Raw genomic sequence first — 25241 nt, 5'->3', positions numbered from 1 at the left:
GCTCTCCACCGGCCGGAGTGGCTCGACGCTGCTCGAGATGCTCCTCGCCACCCATCCCGAGGTGGCGAGCCTGGGCGAGCTGCACCTCCTGCCGCACCTCCTGGACGATCCCGATGCCCGCTGCCAGTGCGGCGCAGCTCTCCGTGCCTGCCCGTTGTGGGGGCCGATCGTGGCTGCTCATCCCGACCGCGCGCCGATCGACACGCTCAGCTGGTTCCGGGAATCGAAGGACGCGGGCCGGGTCGTGCGCTGGCACTGGATTCCCGGCCTGATCACCGGTCGGGCGACGAGGCGCACTCGCGCCCGTGCACGGTCGTACCGGGTGATCACGCTCGAGGCCGCTCGGCGGGCCGGGGCGCGGTGTGGCGCGAGCGTCGTGGTGGACGCCTCGAAAGACCCCTACCGGCTGCACCTCCTGCGTGCGGGCGGTGTGGAGGTCCTGGTCGTGCATCTGGTGCGGGACCCCCGGGGTTTCGTCGCCTCGACGGTCGGCGGATCTGCGGCCAGCCGGGAACAGGCGGGAACCCGACCCCGTGCCTGGCGAGTCGCCCGGGTCGCGGCCCGGTGGTCGGTGCAGCAGATGCTCTTCGAGCGCGCCTCGGCTCGCGCGGAGCCGCCGCTGCTGGTTCGCTACGAGGACCTCGCCACGGACCCGGAAGGCCAGCTCGAGCGGCTCGCTCGCCTCGTCGGGATCGACCCGGCAGGTTTCGACCCGTCGGCGTTCCGCGCCACCCCCGGCCATGCCCTCGGTGGCAACCCGATGCGCCACCGCTCGGAGCCCATCGCGCTCGACGAGCGCTGGCGTTCCGAGCTGGACCGGCGGCACGCCAGACTGGTCTGGTGGATCTGCGCCCCGATGGCCCGTCGCTACGGCTACCAGCGGCGCGGATCACAACCCCGGCCGCGGTGAAGCCGGCCCGCCTCGCCGCCGACTTGCGCTCGCTCGGCTGGGGAACACCGATCCGGGCTGTCTACGAGCTGAGCAAGCGGGCTGGAGCTCACCGGGCACTGCTCGGGAGGATGGCCGCCACGGACACGTTGCGCCCGGTCCCCGCGCTGCGAGCCTGTTTTCCCCCGCCCGCGGAGGTGCCGGACGCGGCCCGCGAGCGCACCCTGGCCGAAGCGGTCGACATCGCCGCGGGCCGGTTCACCCTCTTCGGACGCCAGCTCGATCTCGGCGACCCGCCCGATTGGCACGCGGTCCTCGACGGACCCGGCTCGTGGCCTCGATCGTACTGGTGGACGATAGACATCCGCTCCCCGGCCCGGCGGGGCGACGTCAAGTGGACCTGGGAGCTGAACCGGCACCGCCACCTCGTGGTGCTGGCCCGGGCCGCGCACCTCGAGCCCCGCGAGCCCCGCTGGATGGCCGTCCTCGAACGCCACCTGGGGGCATGGGTCGTCGACAACCCCCTCGAGGTCGGCGTCCAATGGGCCTCCAACCTGGAGATCGCGCTGCGGGCCGTGGCGTGGGCACAAGTGCTCTCGCTCACCGGCGAGCGCCTGGCCCGCCCCCTGCGCGACGCCATGGGCCGGGTGCTCTGGCACGCCGGCAAGCACCTGGTCTTCGAGCTCCCGTACACGTTGAGCACCATGGCCAACAACCACTTGCTCGGCGATGCCCTCGGCTTACTCGTGATCGGGCGTTCTTTCGATCACCCGACGGCGGCCCGATGGGCCGCAGCAGGCGCCCGCCTGTTCGACCGGCAGGCCGGGCGTGAGGTCCGCGCCGACGGCTCGACGATCGACGAGGCGCTCTCGTACCACCGCTTCGTCCTGGAGATGCTCCTGGTGCGGGCGCTGCTGGATCGGGATCCGGCGACCCTCGAACGGGCCGCACGGGCGGCCCAGTACCTGGCCCGCCTGGGGGTGCTCGACGGGCCGGTGCCCCAGTACGGGGACTGGGACGAGGGCCGGCTGCTGGTCTCGTCCGCCCCGGACGCCACAACCGACCTGTCGGGTACCGCGCTCGGTGCGCTCGCCCTTGCCGGTGGTGGAGCTCCGCCCGACCAGCGAGATCGCTACGACGAGCTGGCCTGGTACCTGGCGGAGGGCGAACCGATCGAGCCCGAACCCGCGGTGGACGGGGGCGTGGTGGGGGGCGGCATCGCTCGGGCCGCCACCGGCCCGGTGCGGGTGTGGCTGCGCGTCGGCGAGCGCCGCTGGCACGGCCACGCGGACCTCTGCAGCACCGAGATCGCGGTCGGCGGTAGCTGGCTGGTGGGCGACCCCGGCACGGGCGCGTACAACGCCGACCCCGGGTTACGAGACGGGCTGCGCTGCTCCGCTGCGCACGCCGTGCTGCGAGTCCGCGGCATGGACCAGCTGGAGCCTCATCGGGTGTTCCGGTGGCGGCACCACGCCACCGGGGTGCTCGGTGAACCCGCGATCCTGGACGGGTTGACCATCCTGTGGGGCGCCCATGACGCCTACACGCGGGTCGATCCGCCGGTCGTCGTCGTGCGAGCCGTCCTGGTCGACACCGATCCACCGTGCGTCGCGGTCGCGGACTGGGTCCTCGGCGGGGGACCGGTGCGCTGGCAGCTCGACCTCCCGCTGGGGCCGGAGGTGGCCGCCGAGCTCGACGGCTGCCTGGTGCGTTGTCGACCCGGCGCCGCAGGCCAGTGGTCCCTGCACCTACCCGCCCACGCGGAGGCGGTCAGGGGCCACCGCGAGCCGTGGACGGGTTGGTGGAGCCGGACCTACGGCGAGCTCGAGGCGGCCACCTGGCTCATCGTGCGGGGTCGCTCGGCGGGCCCGGTGCTGTGGCAGGCGGTCCCCGGAGCCGGTTCCGCTCCTGGTCTCTGGCACGCCGACGACGGCCGCCTGGTGCGCCGGTGCGCGCCTCCTCAGCCGATGGGCCGCTGCCAGGTGTCGGTGGAGCAGACTGGGAGGGAGATCAGGCTGCGGGTCGATCGAGGGGAGAGCGAGTGGACGAACGCCGTGGTGCTGGGGAGAGCGTGAAAGGTCAGCCGGCGCGCCCCACCCGCCGACTCCTGGCGCTCAACCACTTCGCCAACCCGTACGACGCGCCGGGCGGCACTCGCCTGCTCGAGCTCACCGAGCGTCTCGAAGGTTGGGACACCACCATCGTGGCCGCGAACCGCAACCTGTTCACCCAGGGTCCCCAGCCCCCGGCGACCGACGCCTTCCGCACCGTGTGGACTCCCCCGTACGGGGCGAACGACGCCACCAGGGTCCTCAACTGGGCCGTCTTCGCCGTCGGGGCACTGGTCACCGGTCTGCGACTCCCGCGACCCGACGTGGTGTACGCCTCCTCGCCGCACCTGCTGACCGGGCTCGCCGGGTGGGCAATCGCCCGCATCCGCCGGGCCCCGTTCGTGCTGGAGATCCGCGACCTGTGGCCCCAGATCCTGGTGGACATGGGCCGGATCCGGGCCGGCTCCCTGACCCACCGCCTGGTGCGGGGCCTGGAGCAGTTCCTCTACCGGCGGGCGGACGCGATCGTGGTGCTCGCCCAGGGCGCGGCACAAGCCATCGCCGAGGACGGCGTGCCGCCGGGAAGGATCTGGTTCATCCCGAACGCCGCCGACCCCGCCGACTTCGAGCCCACCGCGCCTCGCGAGGAGCTCAGGCGCCGTTACGGATTCGACGGGGTGACCATTCTCTATGCTGGGGCTCACGGTCCCGCGAACGGCCTCGATTTCGTCCTCGATGCAGCAGCGGAGGTGGCCCGGGACCTGCCTCAGGTGCGATTCGTGCTCGTGGGGGACGGCCTGGCCAAGCCGGCGCTGATGACCCGGGCGGCCCGCCGGCGCCTCACGAACGTCGTGTTCCTGGAAGCGGTGCCCAAGAACGAGGTGCCCGATCTGCTGGCCGCGACCGATGCCGGCCTGCACGTGCTGGCGGACCTACCGCTGTTCCTCTACGGGGTCAGTCCCAACAAGTTGTTCGACTACATGGCAGCGGGCCTGCCGGTGCTGACGAACACCGCGGGTGAGGTCGGCGAGATCGTCAAGGGCAACGACGCCGGGATCGTGGTCGAGCCCGCGCAGCTCGCCTCCGGCGTACGCCAGCTCGTGGCCGCCGGCCCCGAGCGCCGCCGCCGGTGGGGCCGCAACGGGATGCGCTACACGGCCCAGGAGCGGAACCGCTCGCTCATGGCCGCCCGGCTGGGTGAGCTGCTCGACCAGCTCACCGGGTGAGCGGTAGCACCGCCTCCTGGTATGCCCGCACCAGCCGTTCGCCGTAGTGGTCCCAGGTGTTGGCCTCGGCAGCGCGCCGGGCATGGTGAGACATCGACTCCACGAGCGCACGATCCCGGCTCAGGGCGAGGAGCCGCTCGGCGAGGGCCTCGACGTCACCCACCGGGACGACGAACCCGTCTACGCCGTCGGTGACCGCTTCCCCCGCGCCCACCTGGTCGCTGATGACCACCGGTACGCCGCACGCCATCGCCTCGAGGACCACCATCCCGAACGCCTCCGACAAGGAGGGCAGCGCGAGCACCGACGCCCGGTGGTAGAGGACGGCCATCTCGTCCGCTCCCACCCCACCGAGTGCTTCGACCTCGATACCGAGACCGGCGAGCATGCCTCGCGAGGTGGAGTCGATCTCACCGGCCACCAGCAGACGGGTCCCTCGGGGAAGGGCCCGGACGGCCTCCAGCAGGTCGAGCAGGCCTTTGCGGAACGAGTCCCGCCCCACGAACAGCACGGTGAACTGCTCCGGTCGGTGGGTCGCGGGGTGGAACCGCTCCACGTCGCAACCCAGCGGGATCGCGATGACCCGGGCCGGATCGAAACCCTCGGCGAGGAAGCTGCGGCGGGTGTACTCGGAGTTGCACACCAGCACGTCGCTCAGCGAGAACTCACGCTCCATGCGTCCGATGATCCCTTCATCCGGTGGTTCGTAACGCACACCGCGATGTCTCAGGACCTCGGTGACCTGGCGGTGCATGGCGCGGGGGTGAGCGGCACGCACGTCGCACACGACGACCGCCCCTCGCCGACGGGCCCAGGCGGCAGTGCCGGCCATGATCCCGCTCAGACCGTGGACGATCCACGGCTCCGGTCGGTTCGGGCCTCGGAGATGGAGCCGCCCCGCACGGTCCCACAGCGCGGACCGCAACGCCAGCGCGGTCCCTCGGCCGGTGCGCATCGCCAGCCGCTGAGCGGTGAGGGCGACGGTCTGCGCGGCCCACATGCGGCGCATCGGAACCCCGTCGAGGCGAGGGTCGACGCGGGTCCGGTTGTAGTAGCCACCCAGCCCGCCGAGCCCCGACACCCGCGCCAACGGGGACGGATGGTGCGACATGGGGGCCGACACGAACCGGTGCAGCAGACCGGCGCGGTGCAAGGCCACCGCGGCGTGCACGTAGTAGGGAAGATGGGCCACGAGATCGACCGGCCGCTCGGCGCCTTGGTCGAGGGTCATCGTCCGGTGGAGAGGCCCGGCGCGACCGGCGCGGCAGTCCCCCGGATCGGTCGATGGTCCAGGCCTCCACGGCCCTGCCATCGCTGCAGCCCGCGGGCGACGAGGGCGATGCCCACCGCGTAGCCGGAGACGCCGGCCACGAGCCCGGCGAGATAGCCCCGCGAGAAGAGCTGGAGTAGCACCGGTACCGCGGCGGCGAACGCCACGAGCCTCGCCGGCGTCGAGGCGCTCACGAGACCCAGCCAGCAACGCTCGAGCACGAACCCGAACAGGGCGCACAGGATGGCTGCGCCAGCCCAACCGAAGTTCGCGTAGGCCTCCCCGTAGTAGGCGAACGACGCACCCAGCTCTTGGCGGAAGAAGGCGCGCTGCAGGTCCTTCACCTCGCCTTCGGGCTTGTCCGGCCACAACGCCCGCGGCACCGGCATCGTCACCAGCTCCGCGTAGCTGGAGCCGCCGAGGTAGGGATGGGTGGCGGGCACGGTGTCCACCAGGACCGCGGTCGTGGCGAACACCCCTCCACGGAGCTGTTTGGCGAGGAACGCGTCGGTGTCGATGGACTTCGAGCCGGCCTGCTCGCGCAGACCGCCCACGAGCACCGCCACCACGAAGAGCCCCATCGCGCCCAGCACCACGATGAGTCGGGGGTGACGGGTCCACGCCCCTCGGGTCGTGCGCCACCAGACCAGCGCCGCGGTCACCGCCGGGATCCCGAGCCACCAGCGGCCCCCGCCGCTGATGAGCATCACCGCCGAGATCCCCATCACCCACCAGGGCAACCACCGTGACCGGGCCGCCGACGAGGTCAGCCGGAGCGTCGCCACCACGATCGCCGCGCCGGCGAGGCCGAGCAAGACGCTGAAGTACTTCACCACCGGTCCTTGCGCGGTCTTGGCGAACTGGCCGTACTTCGCCTCGCCGACCAGCACCACCAGCGTCCGAGGATCGCCTCCCGCGGTCAGCACGTACAGCGCCATCCCTGCCACCGCTCCGAGGAGCAGGGCGATGGCCCACCGGTCGAGCAGCCAGGCGGGCAATGACAGGTCCATCCGCACCGGAGGACCGCCACCCCGCCATGCCCGGGCGAGGAAGACCCCGGCGAGCACCGCCACCTGCGCGAGCACCGAGAGCCGCAGCGCCCCGACGGTGCCCGCGGTGACGTCATAGGCGGCGATCATGGTCCGCCCTTCGCTGACGGCGATGGTCGCCGGCGCGAGCACCTCCAGGAGGAAGAACACCTGCAACCCGGCCAACGCAAGGGACGGCCAACGCGAGCCCAGGGCGAACACGGTGGCGATGCCCCACGCCATCCACAGGCACACCAGCCACCAGGTGGCGGGGGCCGCGCCGGCCGCGCCGGCGAGCGCGCCGAAGGCGCCCGCCAGGATGATCCCGGCTGCCGGCACCCACCGGATCGGGCGGTCGGCGTCAGTCGTGGCGAGGGCCATCAGGACGCGACGGTCCCCCGGCTGATCGCCGGGGGACCGTCCAGGATCACGTGGATGATGGGTGGTTCAGTTGCTCGCGGTGCATCCCGCCGACTGCGCCAGGAACGCACTGAGAATCGTGACCTGACCGGGGCTGACCGTCACCGGCGTGGCGTACAGTTGGCTGCCGGTGTTCGGGCCGCCTCGTACGTCCGCATTCCACTCGGAGCAGAAAGCGGGGCTACCACCGCCGGTGCCGATCACCCGGAACAGCACCTTGTAGCTACCCGGAGGCAAACCCTGCTGGGCGTTCGGGAAGGCCGGATCGGCGGTCCAGCGGAAGAAGCTGTAGTTGACCGCCGGGTTGTCACCGGCGAGGCCCTGACCGACGAGCACCTTGCCTCGGAAGGCCCCCGTGGCGGCGTCGTACACCCGGACCTCGGTCTGGCCGGCGGGGACCTTCGCCCCGTTCCTCGCCGCGCCGACGCCGCCTTGCAGGTAACCCGGGTTGGCGTTGCTCACCGGCTCGATGGCGTAGACGGTCGTGGCGTTGGGGATGCTGGCGGTGGCCCAGTCGCTGTCGACCTCGATGCGGGTGGCCGTGTTGGCCACGATCGTCTTGACCTGCCCCACGCCCCGTCCCGCGACGATGCGCAGCCGGTAACCGGCCCACATGTTGGTGGTCCACGCCTTCGTCGTGTCGTCCAGGTAGGCCCGCGGAGGCGACCCGAGGAGCCCGGTGTTGCCGCCGCCGGTGGCTTGTCCGGTACCCGGCGCCGCGTTGGTGGCATTGGCTTCGATGACGTACTGGTCACCAGCCGCCACCGCTGCGGTGAAGGCCGTCGAGACCGTGAGGGTCGTCGCCGTGGTGTTGTTGATGACCCGCGACTGGCCAGCGGCCGCGCCGGTGAGCATCCGCACCCGGTAGGTGTTCCACTGGCCTGACGACCAGCCCTTGCCGGCCTCCACCACCGTGGTGGTCGACCCGCTCGTCGCGATGCCGGTGCTCTTGGCGGGCACGAGGTTGGCATTGGCGGTGACGTCGGAGACCGTCGTCGCTCCACTCGCCACGGTCTCCGTCTTGGCGGTGCTGACGTTGAGCGCCCCACCGCTCCAGATCTCCGCGTAGGTGGTCGAGCCCTTGGCGAAGCTCAGCTTGTAGGTCCCCGGGTTGATATTGGCGAACTGGTAGAAGCCCGAGGCGTCGGTGGTGGTCTTGCGGCTGAACCACCCGGTCGGCGCGTCGTAGAGCCTGACCTCGATACCCGCGCCGACGTTGCCGCTCGGCAGCTTGTTCACCGTGCCCTGGAGGGTGCCCCGGCCGGCGCCGCCCCACAGCGTCTGGTTGGCGCCGGCGTACGGCACCGGGATGGCAGGCGAGTTCGCGGCCGAGATCAGCCCGTCACCCAACCAGCGGCTGGTGTAGCCGGCGTTGGAGAAGAAGACCTTGTAGGTCCCGGCCGGAACCGAGGTGAACGAGTAGTCGCCGTTGGCATCGGTGGTGGTGAACCCGTACAGCGTCAGGCTCATACCCGACACCTGGTACAGGTTGACGGTGGCCCCGCTGAGGTCCGCGCAGGCGGGCGTACAGCCGGTCACCCGACCGGAGATCGTGCCAGCCGTGGTGCCTTTCACCGTGATCACCATGTCGTCGAACGACGACTGACCATCAGCGTCGGTGCCGGTGAATCGCACGAACTGGGTGCAGTCCGTCGCCGAAGCCTCGGTCGAGAAGGTCGTGGTGAGCGCCGCCGGATTGGTGATCGTGACCACGGACGCCCCGCAGGTTCCACCCGCGATCTTCTGCCACAGGTAGGTGCGGCCCGCGACGTCCGATGGGGCGGGGCTGGTGAAGCTCCCCACCAGCTTCTGGGGATTCGCCGGCGCCGACAGCCCCGCGGACACGGTCAGGTCAGGCCCGGCACTCACCGTCGGCGGGACGTTCGCGACGCTGAAGCTGACGGTCGCGGTGTTCGGGCTCATGGCCTGGCCGGCCCCGTCACCCACCTCGATCAGGAAGCTGTAGCTACCTCCGTCCGGTGGGATGAAGGTCGCGGCACCGGTCTCGGGGTTCACTGAGATCTGCGAGATGGTCGGACCCGAGGTCTGCGTCCAGCGCCAGTTGTACTTCGGGGGCGGGTTGGTGCACGGCCCCGGCGACGCGCACAGCACCACATCAGGGTCGGTGGCCGACGGCGTCAGGGTCACCACCTGACCCTCGGTGACCCCCACCGGGGTGGGAGGGGCGATGGCCGTCGGCTGCTGGTTGCCGCTGGTGGGCGTCATCCTGGCGGTGAGCAGCAGCTTGCTCTGCCCGGGGGCCGAAGGCAGGCCGAAGGAGCTGTTGACCGAACCACAGAGTCCGCCGCCGGTGGTGGCGGGGACGACGAAGGTGTTGTCGACGACGGTGAGGAAACCGGTGCTCGAGTTGTAGGGAACACCACCCGGGTTCGAGGTCCGAGCCGACACGTTGATCCCGTTGATGGGGCAGGTGCCGAACGGGCCCACCAACGTCGCGTTCAGCGATACGTCGATCTGCGCGCCGCCGGTCGCGGGGTCGATCCAGCCCGACACCGAGGTGGCGGTGGTGGTGATCGAGACCGTCCCGCTCAGCGGCTGGTTGATGTAGGTGTAGATGGGCGCCAGCGTGAACGTGGCGGACGAGAGTGTGCCGTCGGCGAGGATGTTCGCCGCCAGGTTGGTGATGACCCGAGGCTGGACGCCCGACATGATCTCACTGTCGTCGGTGGCCGACTCACACTCGGGGTCCGACGCCCGGATCTGGTACTGGCTGGTGTTGTTCGGGGTCGTGGTCCAGTTCGGGCTCACGGTGAGGGTGTTGTTGGTGTTGCTGACCACCTTGCGGAACTGCCCCGAGCCCGTCCCGCCGGTGATGACCACGGTGTGGTCCACCCACTGGTTGGTGGTCCACGTCTTGCCGCTGTGGACGAGGGTGTTCGCCGTACCGCCGGTGGCCGTTCCGGACTCGCTCGCGGTGGCGTTGAAGTCGGGCATGGTGTCCTGGAACACCGGGGGCAGGTTCGGGTCGGTGAGGGACTGGTCGTCGTTCGTGCCGTTGTTGCACTCGTACGGCCGAGTCGGCGCCTGGAGTGCGCCACCCCGACCCGCGAGCGCCAGCTCGCCGGTCTGCGTGAACAGCGTCCAGTTCCCCGGGTTCTGCCACGTGCCCGCCGCCGACGCCTGCGGCGCGCCGGCCACGGACAACCCGAACAGGCTCGCCACCACGGCGAAGGCCGTCACCACCCGTCCGACGGTTGCGGCCCGAGTCCTGGCACCCATCGGTGTCCCCCTTCGATCGCGTGTCCCCGGGCCCGGGCGCGCCCGAACCCCCAACAGCTCGTGGGCGGTGCCGAAAAGGAGACCGCCGGCCTCATGTCTACCACCGCTCGTGACCGCGATCCATACAGCCCGCAGCAGGGCGGGCACTGATGGTGCTAGCAGAGGTCGTTCAGTCTGGTCCCGTCGACCCAAACCGTCTGGCAGAAGATCGACGCCTGGAAGCTGGCCCGGTCGATGATCGCGTCCCGCAGGTCGGCGCCCCGGAGATCCGTGCCCCGGACGCTGGCCAGCGTCAGGCTCGCCCCGGTCAAGTTCACGTCTGCCAGGGTGGCCCCGTCGAGCTTCGCCCCGGCCAGGTTCGCTCCGGAGAGGTTCGCCGAGGTGAGGTTCGCGCCCGAGAGGTCCGCGCCCCGCAGGTCGACGCCGGTGAGCACGGCGAAGGAGAGGTCGAGCCCCGCGAGCTGTGCCCCGGGCCAGATCACCAGGGGAGCTTCGATCTCCCGGCAGGAGCCGCCGGTCACGCAGCCCTCGAGCCGGGCGGCCGACAGCTCGCCGTCCTCCCCGACCCCGGTGGGCTTCGCCAGCGGCTCGACCGGGGGGAGCTCGGCCTCGACCGTGGTCACCGAGGAGAGGGGGAGGTCGCCGGCGGGCACCGTGCCGGTGACCCCGGGCATCGTCGTGGCCGTGGCCGGGTCCTCCCCCGAGCCGGCTGCGTCGTCACCGTCCCGGTCACCGCCACCCGACGAGCAACCGGCGGCGAGCAGCACCGCCACCACGACCACCGGGACCAACCGTCGCATCGGGCAGAGTCTCACCGGTCGAGCCGGCCGGTGCCAGGCACCCCGGTACGCTGCCCGGCGTGCTCGCGTGGATGGACCTGGAGATGACCGGCCTGAGCCCGGATCGCCACGTGATCGTCGAGATCGCCACCCTGATCACCGACGACGACCTGCACATCGTGGCCGAGGGGCCGGACCTGGTGATCCACCAGTCCGAAGCCGCGCTGGCCCACATGGGCGAGGTGGTGATCGAGATGCACACCCGCAGCGGCCTGCTCGACAGCATCCGGGCCTCGTCGGTCTCCCTCGAGGAGGCCGGCGCCCAGACCCTCGCCTTCCTGCGCGAGCACATCGCCGAGCCGCGCACGGTCCCACTGTGCGGCAACTCGATCGGCACCGATCGCCGCTTCCTGGCCCGGTACCTCCCCGAGATCGAGGAGTTCTTGCACTACCGCTCCGTCGACGTGTCGACCGTGAAGGAGCTCATCAAGCGGTGGAACCCCGCGTTGCTGGCGGGAGCGCCGAGGAAGGCCGAGAGCCACCGGGCTCTCGACGACATCCGTGAGAGCATCGAGGAGCTGCGCTACTACCGCGACACGTTCTTCCGGGTGGCGAGCCACCCGGAACCAACCACTGGCGCGGCCGACGCCCCCGATCCGGCGGGAGAGCCGTGACCAGCCGATCCACCAAGCAGGAGCAGCTCCCCGCGTCCGAGGAGATCGCCGAGGTCGCTCCCGGGATCCTGCGGCTACAGCTCCCCATCGACCTGCCGGGCTTGGGCCACGTCAACACCTATGCCCTCGAGGACGGCGACGGCTTCGCCCTGGTCGACCCCGGTCTGCCCGGTGAGGCGTCGTGGCGGGCGCTGCTCAACCGGCTCGACGCGGCCGGCATCCCTCTGGCGCGGGTGCACACGGTGATCGTCACCCACTCCCATCCCGATCACTTCGGCGGTGCCGGGTTGCTCGCGGCAGAGACCGGCGCCCGGGTCGTGACCTCGTCGCGGTTCCGCACCATCTTCGACGGGCGGCTCGACGGCGACGCCGAGCTCGAGGAGCGCCGGCCCGACGACGACGGAGCCGACCAGCCGGAAGGGCAAGACGAGGAACTCGACTTCCGCCGTCCCGCTCCCTGGGGCGGCACCATCGAAGGGCCGCCACCCGACAAGGTCGCGCTGTTCCGGCAGCGGTTGGCGAGCGGGTTGCCATTCTTCCGGGTGCCCGAGCCCACCCACCGCCTCGACGACGCCGACACCATCTCCCTCGCTCGGCGGGAGTGGGTGGCGCTCTACACGCCCGGGCACACCGACGACCACCTGTGCCTGTTCGACCCCGATGGAGGGGTGGTCCTCGCGGGCGACCACGTGCTGCCCACCATCACCCCGCACATCTCGGGACTGGTGGAGGGCGACTCGCTGGCCCGCTACGTCGACTCGCTGGACCGGGTGGCCGAGCTGGCAGGGGTGACGACGGTGCTGCCGGCGCACGGTCACCCCTTCGGCGACCTGCCGCGGCGGGTGGAGGAGATCAAGCGCCACCACGACGAACGGCTCGACCGGCTCCGGGAGATCAGCGCGGGGATCGGTTGGGCGACCGTCGAGGCGCTGTCACACGAGCTGTTCGCCCCCCGGAACTGGGGCTCGATGGCCGAGAGCGAGACCTACGCGCACCTCGAGCACCTGCGAGCGAGGGGCGCGGCGCTGGTGCGTGAGGAGGGTGGCCTGCTCCACTACCTGGTCACCGGCTGACCCGGCGAACGCGTGGTGATCGAGCGCCCCGCTCGATGATGAGGCGCTCTACCGCTCCACGCTCGCCGGGCAAGCAGGATCAGACCCCGAGGACGCCGTAGTGGAAGTGGTTGTCGCGCCCGGAGGTCTCCGGGTTGATGTGGACGTGCTTCACCTGGCGGTAGATGTCGTAGCCCTGGGTGCCCAGCTCGCGACCGATGCCGGACTGCTTGTACCCTCCGAAGGGCCGCTCGGGGGAGATCAAGTGGTAGTCGTTGATCCACACCGTGCCGGTACGCATCCGGGCCGCGACCGCCTCCGCCCGCTCGATGTTGCCGCTCTGCACCCCGCCGGCGAGCCCGTAGATCGAGTCGTTGGCGATGGCCACCGCCTCGTCGTCGGTGTCGAAGGGGATCACGCAGAGCACCGGGCCGAAGATCTCCTCCTGGGCGATCTTGGCCTTGTTGTCGACATCGGCGAAGATCGTCGGACGGTAGAACGCCCCCTTGTCGAGGTGGTCGGGCAGGTTGTCGGGGGCCCCGCCGCCGCACAGCGGCTCGCCCACCTCGTCGCGCCCGAGCTTCACGTAGCGCTCCACGGTCTCCACCTGGCCCCGTGACACCAGCGGGCCGATGTTGGTGGTCATCTCCATCTGGTCACCGACCACGATGTTGTTGGCCTTCTCCACCAGGAGGCTGATGAACTCGTCGTAGATACCTCGCTGGACGAGCGCCCGGGTGCCGGACTCGCAGACCTGACCGCCGTGGAAGAAGGTGCCCCACAGCACGCCGGCAGCCGCCAGGTCGAGATCGGCGTCGTCGAGCACGATGTTGGCCGACTTGCCACCGAGCTCGAGGGTCACCGCCTTCACGGTGCCCGACGCCAGCTGCATGATCCGGCGGCCGACCTCGGTGGAGCCGGTGAACGCAGTCTTGTCGACCAGCGGGTTCGAGGCCAGCTCCTCGCCGACCGTGCCACCGGGCCCGGCGAGGATGTTCACCACCCCGGGCGGCAGGTCGGCCTCGGCGATGATCTGGGCCAGCTTCAGCGCGGAGAGCGAGGTGAGGGAGGCGGGCTTGAGTACCGAGGTGTTCCCCGCGGCGAGTGCCGGGGCGATCTTCCAGGCAGCCATGATGAGCGGGAAGTTCCAGGGGATGATGCCGGTGCACACGCCGATCGGCTCGTAGCGGATGTAGTTCTGCGACACGGGGAACGGGGACCCCTCGAGGTCAACCCGGTCCGGGCGCTCCTCGGCCATGCGTGCGAACCACTCGAACGCCGAGACCGCGCCGGGTACGTCGGCCATCTGGGCCTTGAGGATGGTGCCGCCGCTGTCGAGGGCTTCGAGTTCGGCCAGCTCGGCCGAGTGCTGGTTGATGAGCTCGACGATGCGCCGGAGCTTGGCCGCCCGCTCGGCACCCGACATCTTCGGCCACGGCCCCTCGTCGAACGCCTTGCGGGCTGCTTCGATGGCCCGGATCGCATCGTCGCGCCCGGCCTTCGGGAGGTCGGCGAGCTTCTGGCCGGTGCCCGGGTTGTAGGTGGCGAACGTCTCACCCGACGCGGCGTCGGTGAACGCTCCGTCGATGAAGAGCTGGTAGTCGGCCATAGCCGATCCCCCTTGTGTCTCGCAGGCAGGTCGACCGTCTCGACCCTCGCCCGTCACTCGCTGGCTGGCTGGACGGTACTCGCGGGATCGGCGCATCGCACAGGCCTGACGGGCCGTCAGAGGTGTGCGCGGTACCGCTCAGCTGCTCTCCGGATGACCAGCCTCGATGCCGGCCACGTCGTGGATCCCGAGCAGGGCTTCACCGGGGTCGCCGAGCTCTACCGCCACCGGTTCCAGGAGGTAGCCGGTGTGGTCACCGAGGCCCCGGACCCGAGACAGGATCCGCCCGGCGAACCAGTTGGGGCACTCTTCGAGGATCGGCACGCCGCCGGGGCCCGGCGTCCAGGCGCAGCGGGCGAACTTGTCGACCTCGTCCCCGGTCTCACCGGCGAACAGGGCGGCCAGCGGTTGCGCGCCGCGAGCAACGGTGTGCACCGCCAGCAGGTCCGCGGACTCGGCGACCTGGTGGGTGCGGTTCAGCACCGACAGCAGCGCGAGGAAGCGTGGGGGACTGATGCTGCACTGCGCGGCGAAGCCGACGAGGCACCCGGCCCGCTCGCCTCGATCGCCGACGGTGGTGACGATGAAGACCGTCTGGTCGAGTCGCGCCGTGAACGACGGGAAGGCCCGCTGCGCTGCTGGCCCTTCGTGCAGCACCGACGGCTCGGCTCAGACCACCGACCACGGGCCCGTGAGGGTCTTGCCCTTCACCTTGCCCTCCGCGGCGAGCTTGAGGAGATGGGCATGCACCGAGTGGCGCGCCACCGGGTGCAGCTCTTCCGGCACGTCGGTGTAGATCTGCTTCACCAGCACGTCGATCTTCGCGGTCCCCGCGGCGGCGAGCGCGTCGTAGATCTGGCGCTCACGTTCCGAGCGGTGCGCGAGGTAGTAGTCGATCACCTCGTTCGGGTTCTCGATCAGGTGCCCGTGCCCGGGAGCGATGGAGCGCAGGCGGAGCTGGCGGGTGCGAGCCAGCGACTCCAGGTACGCGGCCATGTCGCCGTCCGGTGGGCGGATCACGACGGTCGAGCCCTGCATGATGTGGTCGCCCGAGAAGAGCATGCGCTCCTCTTCGAGCAGGAAGCACAGGTGGTTGGACGCGTGCCCGGGCGTGTGATGGGCGGTCAGGCGGAATTCGGTGGCGCTGATGCGGAACCCGTCGCCGATCCGGCGGTCGACCTTGAGCCCGTCCTTCGACTTGAAGGCCAGCACCTCGGCGCCGGTGCGCGCCTTCAGACCGGCCGCGCCCGGGGCGTGATCGGGATGGGTGTGGGTGCACAGAATCCACCGGATCCGGTCGCCACCGCAGCCGACGATCGCGTCGAGATGGCCCTCGTCGTCGGGGCCGGGGTCGATCACCGCGATCTCGTCGATGCCGACGAGATAGGTGTTGGTACCCGCTCCGGTCATCAGGCCGGCGTTGGGGGCGATGATCCGACGTACCAGTGGGCTGAGCGCTCGGGCCACGCCCGGCACGAGCGGGGGGGGCTCGGGGATCTCGGGCACCACGCCGGCGCTCACCGCCCGCCCTCCGTCACCGGCACGTGCTCGCGCCGCACGAGCAGCTTGTTCATCGGCACACCCTCCGGCAGGACGGCCGGCACGACGTCGTCGTAGCCGGGGTCGCCCGGCAACACGATGCGGTACCCCCCGCCACCCTCGTCTTCGACGATGCGGGGCTCGATGGCCGGGACCTCCTCGATGGCGGCCGCGGCCCCCAGCAGCTCGTCCGCGCTGGCGAACCGTTCGAGCGTCACCAGGCTGCGCATGGTCGGGTAGATGAGCTCGAACTCACCGGCTCGATGTCGCGCCAGCGCCTCCGACGGGCGGACCCAGAGGCTGGCGATGACCTCGTGGTCGTCGTGGAAGGGGACCTGACCGTCGGGGGCCCGGGCGACGAAGAAGCGGGTGTCGTAGCGGCGGGGTGCCCCTTCGGGCGTGATCCAGTGGCTGAAGTAGAAGATGCCGTCGACCGCCAGGCGCAGGCCCTCCTCCGCGCAGATGTCGACCAACCGGCGAGCGCCCCGGTCGACGTCGCGGCGGTGGGAGGCGAACCTGGCCCCGGCGCCAGGATCGTCGAGCCGCACGACCGCACCGTCCGGCCCGTACGCCAGCAGCACCCCTGCTTCCTCGAACGACTCGCGGATGGCGGCCACCCAGAAGGCGAGGCCACCGCGTTCCACGCCGAGCTGGGCGGACGCCTCGGCATCGGTGCGGCCGGCGCAGACCGCCTCCAGGTTCTCGTGCCGGTCGTGGTCGTCGACCGCGCCCCCGGGGAACACGTACGCCCCACCAACGAAGTCCGAGCGGAGGTTGCGTCGCAGCATGAAGACCTCGAGGCCTTCCGAGCCGTCGCGCACCAGCATGATCGTCGCCGCGGGGCGCAGCTCGACGGTGCCCATCAGGCGCCCAGCTCCCGCGACGGCCCGGGCGACGGCGACCGCCAGCCAGGCGGCGTGGCGTCGCGGACGTGCTCCACGTCGTACACGGCGGTAGCGACGAAGGCTCCTCCCGAGCCGCGGAACCCGGAGAACCGGGACGTCACCCGCAGTCGATCGCGGTACCGCCGCACGAGGAACGTGCGCAGAGCGGCGCGGCTCGGCGGCAGCAGCAGCAGGACGCCCGCCGCGTCGGTGACAAAGCCGGGGGTGAGCATCAGGGCCCCGGCGAGGAGCACGAGCAGCCCGTCGACGAGCTCGTTCGCCGGCACCTCACCCCGCTCGATCTGGCGGCGAGCCCGGCGCCACACGCCGAGGCCTTCGCGCTTCACCAGCCAGGCACCGGCGACGCTCACGGCGATCAGGAGCGCGAGGGTCGGGAGCACTCCCAAGGCCTGCCCCACCTGCAGGATGACCCACAGCTCGATGATCGGCACGATCAGGAAAAGCAGGAACAGCACGCCGATCATGGACGATCATCCTACCGGCGGGCCCCGGCGATGCCCTGGGCGGAAGAACCGGGCCCCGCCCGGCATGCCGCGCCGCTCGGGTGGCTACGGGCGCATCCTCGGGTGCTCGTCCCCCCGAACGAGCCCCCGAGGACGCGGCACCGGCGCGCTCAGCCTGCCCGCTCCGCGAGCAGCCGGCTGCGCTCCGCCTCGTTGAGCCCTCCCCAGATGCCGTGCGGCTCCCGGATGCTGAGCGCGTACTCGAGGCACTCCTTCTTGACCCCGCAAGTCAGGCAGATCTCCTTCGCCCGCGCTTCGCGCCGGAGCTTGTCCTCCTTGCGTTCGAACTGCGCAGGCGGGAAGAACACGGCTGCTTGCGGTCCCCTGCACGCCGCCTTCACCTGCCAGGAGTCTTCTGCACGCTGAGCGATCAACCTCGTTCCCCCCTTTCTCCGGGGACCCTAAACCTCCCATTTGCCTGAAACAAGGGTGAAGTTCAGTTCGTGTTTACAAGGATGATCGTCCGAGAAGTGCTGGTCAGCGGCCTGTTGGGGAGATGGTGCTGAGCGGCCCTGCTCATATCGCCGGTCTCCCAGAAGCTCACCGGAAGAAAGATGACATTGGCGTGATTCCCGCACATGGCAACCACGAGCACAGGCTGGGAACCAGACCCCTCTACCGGCTCAGCTCCCGCCCGCCCGGCGACCCCGGTCCCGGTAGTCCCGGGCCCCGCCCTCTTCGGGCTCCACCTCGAGCACCAGCCCCTCGATGCCGACCACCCGCACCCGGTCGAGCTCCTCGATCGGCGTGGCCCGGTTGGTGTAGGCCCGCCACAGAGCCTCACGGATCTGCACCACGCCATCGGGGGCGATGGGGGTGACGGCCCGGCCCATCTCGCCGATCATCCACTCCCGCCCGATGGTCGGGGTGGAGAACCGGGTGCGCACCATCGACGGCATGCCCGCAAGGAAGGCCAGCGCCACCCCGACGATCGCCACCACGAGGGTGACCCACGACAGCGACACCCCGTCGTAGAGGACCAGCGACCCGACCACGAAGCTGACCATCCCCACCCCGGTCCAAAAGCGCGGGACCCCGGTCTGCACGTCGACCGCGAAGGCGACCATCGAGAGGCACAGCAGCGCGATGCCGTACCAGGTGGAGGGCAGCACCGCGAGCCCGTAGCACGCGAGCACGAAGGAGCCGGCGCCGACCACACCCGCCACGCCCACCCCAGCGGTGAACAGCTCGAAGATCATCAGGGCCAGCCCGGCGGCGAAGAGCAGGTAGGCCACCGCCGGGCTGGCCACCGTGTGCATGAGCTGGTCGATGAGCGAGAGCTGCCCGAAGCGCACCTGGGTGACCGGCTCCCGGCGCACCTGGCCGTCCTCGGCTGTCACCTCCCGGGTCTCGACCCCCGGCAGGTTAACGATGAAGTCCCCGATGGTCGGCCCGTCCTGGGTGGTGAGGCCGAACTGGGCGGCCTCGGCGTCGTTCAGGGTGCGGTCACGGATCAGGTCGAGCCGGCGCTGGTCGAGGTCCGGGTTGTCGAGCGTGCCCGCATCCCCCACCCGGGTGCCTGGCGCCATGGCGATCTCGCTCGCCACCCCGAGGAGCTGCGCGGGCCGCCCGGTCATCTGCGATCCGCTCGGCCCGATCCACACGTCGACGGGCACCTGCGAGCCGGCGATCACGTCGATGAGCTCCTGGAAGCGCTCTTCGCTCACCACCGCGCCGTCGGTGTCGACCTGCAGGACCAGCGCCGTCGACCCCGCCTGATTCGCCTCGATGACCGAACGCTGCACGAAGTCGGTCAGCACCGGATCGAACAAGCCGTCAACCTTGACGACGTCGACCACCGTGGACGCCGCATCCGGCTGGGCGTGAGCGGGCGACACTCCGAGAAGCGCGACACCGAGGGCGACGAGGGTCGCCCCGAGCGTGGATAGTCTGCGCACCAGATGCATCCGGGTGGGTGCCTCCGAGGGGAAGAGCTTGGACCCTGCGCAGTTCTTCGCAGCAGCCCGCGTGCTCATCGTGGCCGGGAAGGGCGGTGTCGGCAAAACCACGGTCAGCGCCGCGCTCGCCCGGGCCGCGGCGCTCACGGGCCTCTCGACGCTGATCGTCGAGGTCGAGGGCAAGAGCGGGCTGGCGGCGCTGTTCGGCCAGCCGCCGTTCGACTACCAAGAGGTGACCCTCGCGGTGGGGGGTGGCCCCGATGCCGCGGGTGACGTGTGCGCCCGCACCCTGACCCCCGACGACGCGCTGGTCGAGTACCTGCAGGACCACGGCATGAGCCGCATCTCCCGCCGGCTCATCACCACCGGCGCGCTGGACGTGGTCGCCACCGCGGCGCCGGGCATCAAGGACATCCTCATACTCGGCAAGGTCAAGCAGCTCGAGCGGGAGGGGCGCTTCGACCTCATCGTGCTCGACGCGCCCGCCGCCGGCCACGCCATCACCTTCCTGCGCTCCGCGAGCGGCCTGCTGGACGCGGTGCGCGTGGGGCCCATCCACAGCCAGGCCCGAGACGTCATGGACATGCTCTCGGACGGGTCGCGCTGCCAGGTCGTGCTGGTCACGCTACCGGAGGAGACACCGGTGAACGAGCTGGTCGAGACGGCGTTCAGCCTGGAGGACGAGATCGGACTCCAGTTGGGGCCGGTGGTGGTCAACGGCCTGTACCCACCGATCGACGGCCTCGACGCCGACCCCGTGGGCGCGGCCCGCGAGGCCGGCGCGTTCCTCCACGCGGGGGAGGCGGAGGCGCTGGCGTCCGCAGCCGAGTTCCGCCGGCACCGTATGGCGTTGCAGCAGGAGCAGATCGACCGGCTAGCCGAACGGCTGCCGCTGCCGCAGATCCGGCTCCCCTATTCGTTCACCGCGGACCTCGGACCTGACGACGTGGAGCGCCTCGCCGGGGCGTTCCTCGCCGGTGTCGAGGAGCTCGCCACGCTGTGAGCGCCGCGCCGCTCCACCTCCGCGAGCAACCACGGGCGGATCTGCGCGCCCTGCTCACGGGCAACGAGATCGTGGTCTGCACCGGCAGTGGTGGCGTCGGCAAGACCACCACCGCGGCGGTCATGGCTCTCGAAGCCGCGCACCTCGGGCTGCGGGCCTGCGTGGTCACCATCGATCCGGCACGCCGGCTGGCGAACGCCATGGGGCTCGAGGGGCTGACGAACACGCCGACCCAGGTGAGCGGCCCTTGGCCCGGCGAGCTGTGGGCGCTGATGCTCGACACCAAGAGCACCTTCGACGCCCTGGTGCTCAAGCACGCCGAGTCGCCCGAGCAGGCGGAGAACATCCTCAACAACCGCTTCTACCGCAACATCTCCGGGGCCCTGTCCGGCACGCAGGAGTACATGGCCATGGAGAAGCTCTACGAGCTGCACGAGGACGGCCGCTTCGAGCTGATCGTCGTCGACACCCCACCGACCCGCAACGCGCTCGACTTCCTCGAAGCGCCGAGGCGGCTGACGCGCTTCCTCGACCATCGGCTCTACCGGGTGCTCATGGCACCCACCCGCGGCATCGTGAAGGCGGTCAACGTGGCCGCGCAGGCGTTCCTGCGGACCGTCTCGAAGGTGGTGGGCGGCGAAGTGGTTCGCGACGCCATCACCTTCTTCCAAGCCTTCGACGGCATGGAGAAGGGGTTCCGGGACCGGGCGGCGAGGGTGTTGGAGCTGCTCACGCACGAGGAGACCGCCTTCGTGCTGGTCACCGCGCCCCGCGCCGACGTGGTCGTGGAGGCCACGTTCTTCGCCGAGAAGCTCGGGGAAGCGGGCATCCCGGTGCGGGCGCTGATCGTGAACCGGATGCACCCCCGGTTCAGCGACGCGTCCCCCGAGGCGCTGCGCGAGCGGGCACGCACCTGGGAGGGCACGGCGCTCGGCGGGCTCTACGACAACCTCGCGGACTTCACCACGGTCGCGGCCCGCGAGGAGGCGCACCTGGCCGGTCTGGCCGAACGGGTGGCGCCGGCACCGGTGGTGCGGGTGCCGTTCCTGCGCTCGGACGTGCACGACCTCGACGGTCTGGCCGAGGTGGCTCGCCACCTATTCCCCCGGGAGGGCCGCCTGCGGGCCTGACCGGGGCGCACCCGGACAGCCAGCTCAGGTGGCGTCGGCGTCGGGGTTCAGCAACGCGTCGACGGCCTCGTCGACGGTCTCGGTGACGGGGACGATGCGATCGAAGCCGGTGGTGTGCAGCAGCCGAGTGAGGGTGGGGCGGCTGCACGCGACGGTCACCTCGCCGTCGGCCTCGCGGGCCCGGCGGATGCCACCGATGAGCGCGCCAAGGCCGGCGGAATCCATGAAGGGCACCTCGGAGAGGTCGATGAGCAGCCGAGGCACCGCTGCCAGTTCGGCCAGGGCCTCGCGGAACTGGCCGACGGTGTAGGCGTCGAGCTCGCCGATGGGGCGACAGATCGTGTAGCTGTTCGCGTCCTCGACGTGGATCTGGAGCACGGGGCGACTCTAGCCAAGCCCCCTGACGGTTATCGGTGCTCGGGGGTGTTCCGGTAACCTCGCCGCCGTGCCGACCGTATTGCTCGCCACCGACGCAGATTGGGTGTTCGACGAGGTCGACGCGGCCCTCGCCGACGACCAGACGACGGTGTACCGGGTGCGCCGTGGGGTCGACGTGATCCCCGCCATCCGCGAGCTGCAACCCGATCTGGTGGTGCTCGACCTGCAGATCGGCAACATGGGGGGCATGGCCACGTGCATGGCCATCCGCAACGAGGAGGGCGCCGACCGGCTGCCGATCACCGCGGTGCTCATGTTGCTCGACCGGGCGGCCGACGTGTTCCTCGCGCACCGGGCCGACGCGGACGGGTGGCTCATCAAGCCCCTCGACGCCTTTCGGCTGCGCAAGGCGGCCGAGGTGCTCCTCGACGGCTACAGCTACTTCGAGGGGGTCGACGCAGACACTGACCTGCGGGCCGATGTCGCCACCGTGGAGGCATGAGGCGGCCGATCGGGTTCGGAGGGGCGTGCCGGCTCGGGTACGCTCGTCTCCTTCCGGGGTGTAGCGCAGTTTGGCAGCGCGCTTCGTTCGGGACGAAGAGGTCGTGGGTTCAAATCCCGCCACCCCGACTACGGACACCGGCCACCGACGGTGGCTCCTGATAGTCGCCATGCCGGCGCTCTCGGCCGCCCGGGACGCCGGCGCCCGTCGCCTACGCTCGCCCGGTGGAGATCGAGGCGTTCCAGGACCTGATGGCCGAACTCTACGGCGAGGCCGACCGGGAACGGGGCATCCCCGCCACCGTCGCCTGGTTGTGCGAGGAGCTGGGCGAGCTGGCGCAGGCCGTGCGCAAGGGGTCGCGCCACGAGCAGCTCCACGAGCTCGGTGACGTGCTCGCCTGGTTGGCGTCGCTCGCCAACCAGCTCGACCTCGCACTGGCCGAGGCTGCGCAGCGCTACGTCACCGACCCGCCTCGTCCCCCGAGCTGACCATCGCTCGGTGCAGATCGAGCAGTCATGACCCACTGGGGGATCGCAGGGCCGACCCAACCGCCGCACTACGCCGCGTAGCCCACGAAAACCAGGACCCAACGCCACACCCGCCAACGCCGACCCTGCACCACCCACCCGACTCCCTCACCATGTCCACCATGGCGAGGGAGTATCCCCCACGGCGATTGGTCAAGGACCAGTAAGCACCTAACTCACTAGCCCAGGTTGACCCACCGGCCACCAAGCCCGTGGGACGTCCTGGGTCAGCCGCGGCGGGCGAGCAACGTCTCGGCGATCTGCACCGCGTTCAGCGCGGCGCCCTTGCGCAGGTTGTCGCCCGAGAGGAACAGCGCCAGTCCGTGTTCGACCGTCTCGTCCACGCGGATACGTCCCACGTAGGTCGGATCCGCGCCCGCGGCCCGCAACGGGGTGGGGATGTCGATGAGCTCCACCCCCGGGGCCTTCACGAGCACCCGCCGGGCGTCCTCGGGGGTGATGGGCCGGGCGAAGCTGGCCGTGATCGACAGCGAGTGCCCCGTGTAGACCGGCACCCGCACGCAGGTGGCGGTGACCTTCAGGTCGGGGAGCTCGAGGATCTTGCGGCTCTCGTTGCGCAGCTTCTGCTCCTCGTCGGTCTCCTCCGAGCCGTCGTCGACCAGGCTGCCGGCGAAGGGGATGACGTTGTAGGCGATCGACTGGGGGAACTTGTTGGGCTCGGGAAGCTCCACCGCCTTGCCCGACATGGCGAGCGCCGGGCCGGCCTCGCCGACCTTGCGGATCTGCTCGTCGAGCTCGGCGGTGCCGGCGAGCCCCGCTCCCGAGACCGCCTGGTAGGTGCTGACCACCATCGACTGCAAACCGGCCTCGAGGTCGAGCGGCTTGAGCACCGGCATCGCCACCATGGTCGTGCAGTTGGGGTTGGCGACGATGTTCTTGGGGATCGACTCGAGGGCGTGGGCGTTGACCTCGGGCACCACCAGCGGCACCTCCGGGTCCATCCGCCACGCGGACGAGTTGTCGATGACGATCGCCCCCGCGCCGGCCACCCGGGGTGCCAGCTCCCGCGAGGTGGCACCACCGGCGGAGAACAACACGATGTCTAAGCCCCGGTAGTCGGCGGTGGCCGCGTCCTCGACCTCCACCTCGCCGTCGGCCCACGGCAGTCGCCGGCCGGCCGACCGGCTGGAGGCGAAGAGGCGGAGTTGCTCAACGGGGAACTGGCGCTCGGCGAGCACCGAGCGCATCACCCCGCCGACCTGGCCCGTGGCTCCCACGATTCCGATCCGCATAAGGCGTCCAGGCTACCGGTGCCGGCACAGGGCCGGCGATCGAGATCGGCCTCAGTCCACCAGGGCCGGACCGTGCGAGAGGTCGAACGCGTCGTGGAGGAGCTGCACCGCCTGCTCCACCTGGTCCTCGCTGATGATGCAGCTGATGCGGATCGCCGAGGTGGAGATCATCTCGATGTTGATGCCCTCCTTCGCCAGGGTCTCGAACACCGTGGCCGCCACCCCGGGGTGGGACTTCATGCCGGCGCCGATCACGCTGACCCGGGCGATGTCGGGGTCGCCTTTCACGTCCTGGGCGCCGAGTGCGGGGGCCTGCTCACGGGCGATGGCGACCGCCCGCTCGTACTCCGAGCGCGGGACCGTGAAGGAGATGTCGGTCACCCCGTGCTCGGAGACGTTCTGCACGATCACGTCGACGTTGATGCTGTGGTCGGCCAAGGCCCTGAAGAGCTGGCCGGCGATGCCCGGCCGGTCGGGCACGCCGATGAGGGTGATCTTCGACTCGTCCACGTCGTGGGTGACCGCCGAGATGATCGCCTGCTCCATGTCCTGCTCCTCCTTGGTGACCAGCGTGCCCGGCTCCCAGGTGAACGCCGAGCGCACGTGCAGGTCGACGCCATGGGTGCGCGCGTACTCGACCGACCGCATCGCCGGCTTCGGGCAGCCGTTGGCGGTCATCTCCAGCAGCTCGTCGAACGAGATGCGATCCATCTTCCGGGCGTCCGGCACGACACGGGGGTCGCTGGTGAACACCCCCGGCACGTCCGTGTACAGCTCGCAGAGGTCGGCGCCGAGCGCATGGGCGAGGGCCACCGCGGTGGTGTCGGAGCCGCCGCGGCCCAGGAAGGTCACGTCACCGCTGCCCGACACACCCTGCGCGCCGCCCACGACCGGGACCCGCCCGCCCTCCAGCGCCTGGCGGACCCGCTCCGGGCGGACCTCCACGATCTTGGCGTTGGTGTGCGTGTCGTCGGTGATGAACCCCGCCTGGCTGCCGGTGAACGAATCGGCGGGCACCCCGGCGTCGTGCAGCGCCATGCAGAGCAGGGCCATCGCCTTGCGCTCTCCGGCGGTGATCAGCATGTCCATCTCCCGGCCGGGGCGGGTGCTGGACACCTCCGAGGCCAGGCGCAGCAGCTCGTCGGTCTCCTTGCCCATGGCGGAGATGACCACCACCACCTGGTTGCCACGCCGGACCGTGCGCGCCACATGGTCGGCCACGGCGCGCATCCGGTCGGGGTCGGCGACGGAGGTGCCACCGAACTTCTGGACGAGGAGGGCCACGGCGGCAGGCTAACGCTCGCCTGCGCGCCGCCACCATCCGCTGGGCCACCATCCGCTCGGCCACCCGACGACCGGGTGCGC

Annotated in this window: 23 protein-coding genes and 1 tRNA gene; 10 read left to right on the top strand and 14 right to left on the bottom strand. The window is 70.8% G+C overall.

What is annotated here, in order from left to right; all coding sequences use genetic code 11:
• The first annotated feature begins 37 nt into the window (after positions 1 to 37).
• Genes HZF19_RS08215 through HZF19_RS08205 form a run of 3 tightly spaced genes read left to right on the top strand, consistent with a single transcriptional unit; the run spans position 38 to position 4166 of the window.
• Positions 38 to 910, top strand: coding sequence for a sulfotransferase (locus HZF19_RS08215; RefSeq protein ID WP_235979662.1), 873 nt, complete (start codon positions 38 to 40; stop codon positions 908 to 910).
• Positions 841 to 2964 (top strand): heparinase II/III domain-containing protein, encoded by a 2124-nt coding sequence (locus HZF19_RS08210; RefSeq protein WP_208028279.1) that lies wholly within the window; start codon positions 841 to 843, stop codon positions 2962 to 2964. The genes HZF19_RS08215 and HZF19_RS08210 overlap by 70 nt, the downstream gene beginning before the upstream one ends.
• Positions 2931 to 4166 (top strand): glycosyltransferase family 4 protein, encoded by a 1236-nt coding sequence (locus HZF19_RS08205; RefSeq protein ID WP_208028278.1) that lies wholly within the window; start codon positions 2931 to 2933, stop codon positions 4164 to 4166. The genes HZF19_RS08210 and HZF19_RS08205 overlap by 34 nt, the downstream gene beginning before the upstream one ends.
• Here HZF19_RS08205 and HZF19_RS08200 read toward each other — a convergent pair.
• From HZF19_RS08200 to HZF19_RS08185, 4 genes are all read right to left on the bottom strand, one after another.
• On the bottom strand, positions 4156 to 5397 hold the full coding sequence (locus HZF19_RS08200; protein WP_208028277.1) for a glycosyltransferase family 4 protein: 1242 nt from the start codon (positions 5395 to 5397) through the stop codon (positions 4156 to 4158). The two genes, HZF19_RS08205 and HZF19_RS08200, sit on opposite strands and share 11 nt — an antisense overlap.
• Positions 5394 to 6845, bottom strand: a complete 1452-nt coding sequence (locus tag HZF19_RS08195) for an O-antigen polysaccharide polymerase Wzy (protein ID WP_208028276.1) — start codon at positions 6843 to 6845, stop codon at positions 5394 to 5396. The genes HZF19_RS08200 and HZF19_RS08195 overlap by 4 nt, the downstream gene beginning before the upstream one ends.
• Positions 6846 to 6911: 66 nt before the next feature.
• Positions 6912 to 10124, bottom strand: a complete 3213-nt coding sequence (locus tag HZF19_RS08190; protein WP_208028275.1) for a carboxypeptidase regulatory-like domain-containing protein — start codon at positions 10122 to 10124, stop codon at positions 6912 to 6914.
• Positions 10125 to 10279: 155 nt separating this feature from the next.
• Positions 10280 to 10924: a pentapeptide repeat-containing protein gene (locus HZF19_RS08185; protein ID WP_208028274.1), complete on the bottom strand. Its 645-nt coding sequence runs from the start codon at positions 10922 to 10924 to the stop codon at positions 10280 to 10282.
• Between the two features lie 59 nt (positions 10925 to 10983).
• Here HZF19_RS08185 and orn point away from each other — a divergent pair, with 59 nt between their 5' ends.
• Together orn and HZF19_RS08175 are read left to right on the top strand one after the other, a co-directional pair.
• Positions 10984 to 11577 carry an oligoribonuclease gene (gene orn / locus HZF19_RS08180; protein WP_307781169.1) on the top strand — a complete coding sequence of 198 codons (594 nt, stop codon included), beginning with the start codon at positions 10984 to 10986 and terminating at the stop codon, positions 11575 to 11577.
• Complete coding sequence (locus HZF19_RS08175; protein WP_208028273.1) at positions 11574 to 12650, top strand: MBL fold metallo-hydrolase; 1077 nt, start codon at positions 11574 to 11576, stop codon at positions 12648 to 12650. Before orn ends, HZF19_RS08175 begins: the two co-directional genes overlap by 4 nt.
• A 79-nt stretch (positions 12651 to 12729) precedes the next feature.
• Here the strand turns inward: HZF19_RS08175 and HZF19_RS08170 are convergent, their stop codons facing one another.
• From HZF19_RS08170 to HZF19_RS08140, 7 genes are all read right to left on the bottom strand, one after another.
• The gene (locus tag HZF19_RS08170) at positions 12730 to 14238 is read right to left on the bottom strand and encodes an aldehyde dehydrogenase family protein (protein WP_208028272.1); all 1509 of its coding nucleotides are present in this window, start codon (positions 14236 to 14238) and stop codon (positions 12730 to 12732) included.
• Positions 14239 to 14376: 138 nt separating this feature from the next.
• Positions 14377 to 14895: a flavin reductase family protein gene (locus HZF19_RS08165; protein ID WP_208028271.1), complete on the bottom strand. Its 519-nt coding sequence runs from the start codon at positions 14893 to 14895 to the stop codon at positions 14377 to 14379.
• 12 nt (positions 14896 to 14907) lie between these two features.
• Positions 14908 to 15759: an MBL fold metallo-hydrolase gene (locus HZF19_RS08160; protein WP_208028270.1), complete on the bottom strand. Its 852-nt coding sequence runs from the start codon at positions 15757 to 15759 to the stop codon at positions 14908 to 14910.
• The gene (locus HZF19_RS08155) at positions 15756 to 16640 is read right to left on the bottom strand and encodes an NUDIX hydrolase (protein ID WP_208028269.1); all 885 of its coding nucleotides are present in this window, start codon (positions 16638 to 16640) and stop codon (positions 15756 to 15758) included. Before HZF19_RS08155 ends, HZF19_RS08160 begins: the two co-directional genes overlap by 4 nt.
• On the bottom strand, positions 16640 to 17146 hold the full coding sequence (locus HZF19_RS08150) for an FxsA family protein (RefSeq protein ID WP_208028268.1): 507 nt from the start codon (positions 17144 to 17146) through the stop codon (positions 16640 to 16642). The genes HZF19_RS08155 and HZF19_RS08150 overlap by 1 nt, the downstream gene beginning before the upstream one ends.
• A gap of 149 nt (positions 17147 to 17295) precedes the next feature.
• Positions 17296 to 17526, bottom strand: a complete 231-nt coding sequence (locus HZF19_RS08145; RefSeq protein WP_307781168.1) for a WhiB family transcriptional regulator — start codon at positions 17524 to 17526, stop codon at positions 17296 to 17298.
• A 282-nt stretch (positions 17527 to 17808) separates the two neighbouring features.
• Positions 17809 to 19092 carry an NfeD family protein gene (locus HZF19_RS08140; protein ID WP_208028266.1) on the bottom strand — a complete coding sequence of 428 codons (1284 nt, stop codon included), beginning with the start codon at positions 19090 to 19092 and terminating at the stop codon, positions 17809 to 17811.
• Between the two features lie 4 nt (positions 19093 to 19096).
• Between HZF19_RS08140 and HZF19_RS08135 the strand changes: the two genes are divergently transcribed.
• Entirely contained in the window at positions 19097 to 20086 is a 990-nt protein-coding gene (locus HZF19_RS08135) for an ArsA family ATPase (RefSeq protein ID WP_208028265.1), read from the top strand.
• Entirely contained in the window at positions 20083 to 21216 is a 1134-nt protein-coding gene (locus tag HZF19_RS08130; protein ID WP_208028264.1) for an ArsA family ATPase, read from the top strand. The genes HZF19_RS08135 and HZF19_RS08130 overlap by 4 nt, the downstream gene beginning before the upstream one ends.
• A 24-nt stretch (positions 21217 to 21240) precedes the next feature.
• On the opposite strand, the gene HZF19_RS08125 is transcribed toward HZF19_RS08130, so the two are convergent.
• Entirely contained in the window at positions 21241 to 21594 is a 354-nt protein-coding gene (locus HZF19_RS08125; protein ID WP_208028263.1) for an STAS domain-containing protein, read from the bottom strand.
• 67 nt (positions 21595 to 21661) lie between these two features.
• Between HZF19_RS08125 and HZF19_RS08120 the strand changes: the two genes are divergently transcribed.
• The 3 genes from HZF19_RS08120 to HZF19_RS08110 all read left to right on the top strand — a co-directional run bounded on the left by HZF19_RS08120 (position 21662) and on the right by HZF19_RS08110 (position 22584).
• Positions 21662 to 22096 (top strand): response regulator, encoded by a 435-nt coding sequence (locus HZF19_RS08120; protein WP_208028262.1) that lies wholly within the window; start codon positions 21662 to 21664, stop codon positions 22094 to 22096.
• A 54-nt stretch (positions 22097 to 22150) separates the two neighbouring features.
• Positions 22151 to 22224: transfer RNA gene (locus HZF19_RS08115), tRNA-Pro, on the top strand.
• 96 nt (positions 22225 to 22320) lie between these two features.
• Positions 22321 to 22584 (top strand): MazG nucleotide pyrophosphohydrolase domain-containing protein, encoded by a 264-nt coding sequence (locus tag HZF19_RS08110; protein ID WP_208028261.1) that lies wholly within the window; start codon positions 22321 to 22323, stop codon positions 22582 to 22584.
• 266 nt (positions 22585 to 22850) lie between these two features.
• Here HZF19_RS08110 and HZF19_RS08105 read toward each other — a convergent pair whose 3' ends face one another.
• Both HZF19_RS08105 and HZF19_RS08100 read right to left on the bottom strand, forming a co-directional pair.
• On the bottom strand, positions 22851 to 23876 hold the full coding sequence (locus HZF19_RS08105) for an aspartate-semialdehyde dehydrogenase (RefSeq protein ID WP_208028260.1): 1026 nt from the start codon (positions 23874 to 23876) through the stop codon (positions 22851 to 22853).
• A 51-nt stretch (positions 23877 to 23927) separates the two neighbouring features.
• Positions 23928 to 25160 carry an aspartate kinase gene (locus HZF19_RS08100; RefSeq protein WP_208028259.1) on the bottom strand — a complete coding sequence of 411 codons (1233 nt, stop codon included), beginning with the start codon at positions 25158 to 25160 and terminating at the stop codon, positions 23928 to 23930.
• Between the last annotated feature and the right edge of the window lie 81 nt (positions 25161 to 25241).

Source organism: Rhabdothermincola sediminis (genome assembly GCF_014805525.1).
GTDB lineage: Bacteria > Actinomycetota > Acidimicrobiia > Acidimicrobiales > Acidimicrobilacustridaceae > Rhabdothermincola > Rhabdothermincola sediminis.
The sequence above is the reverse complement of the archived record's forward strand: the minus strand, read 5'-3'. Positions and strand labels throughout refer to the sequence as shown.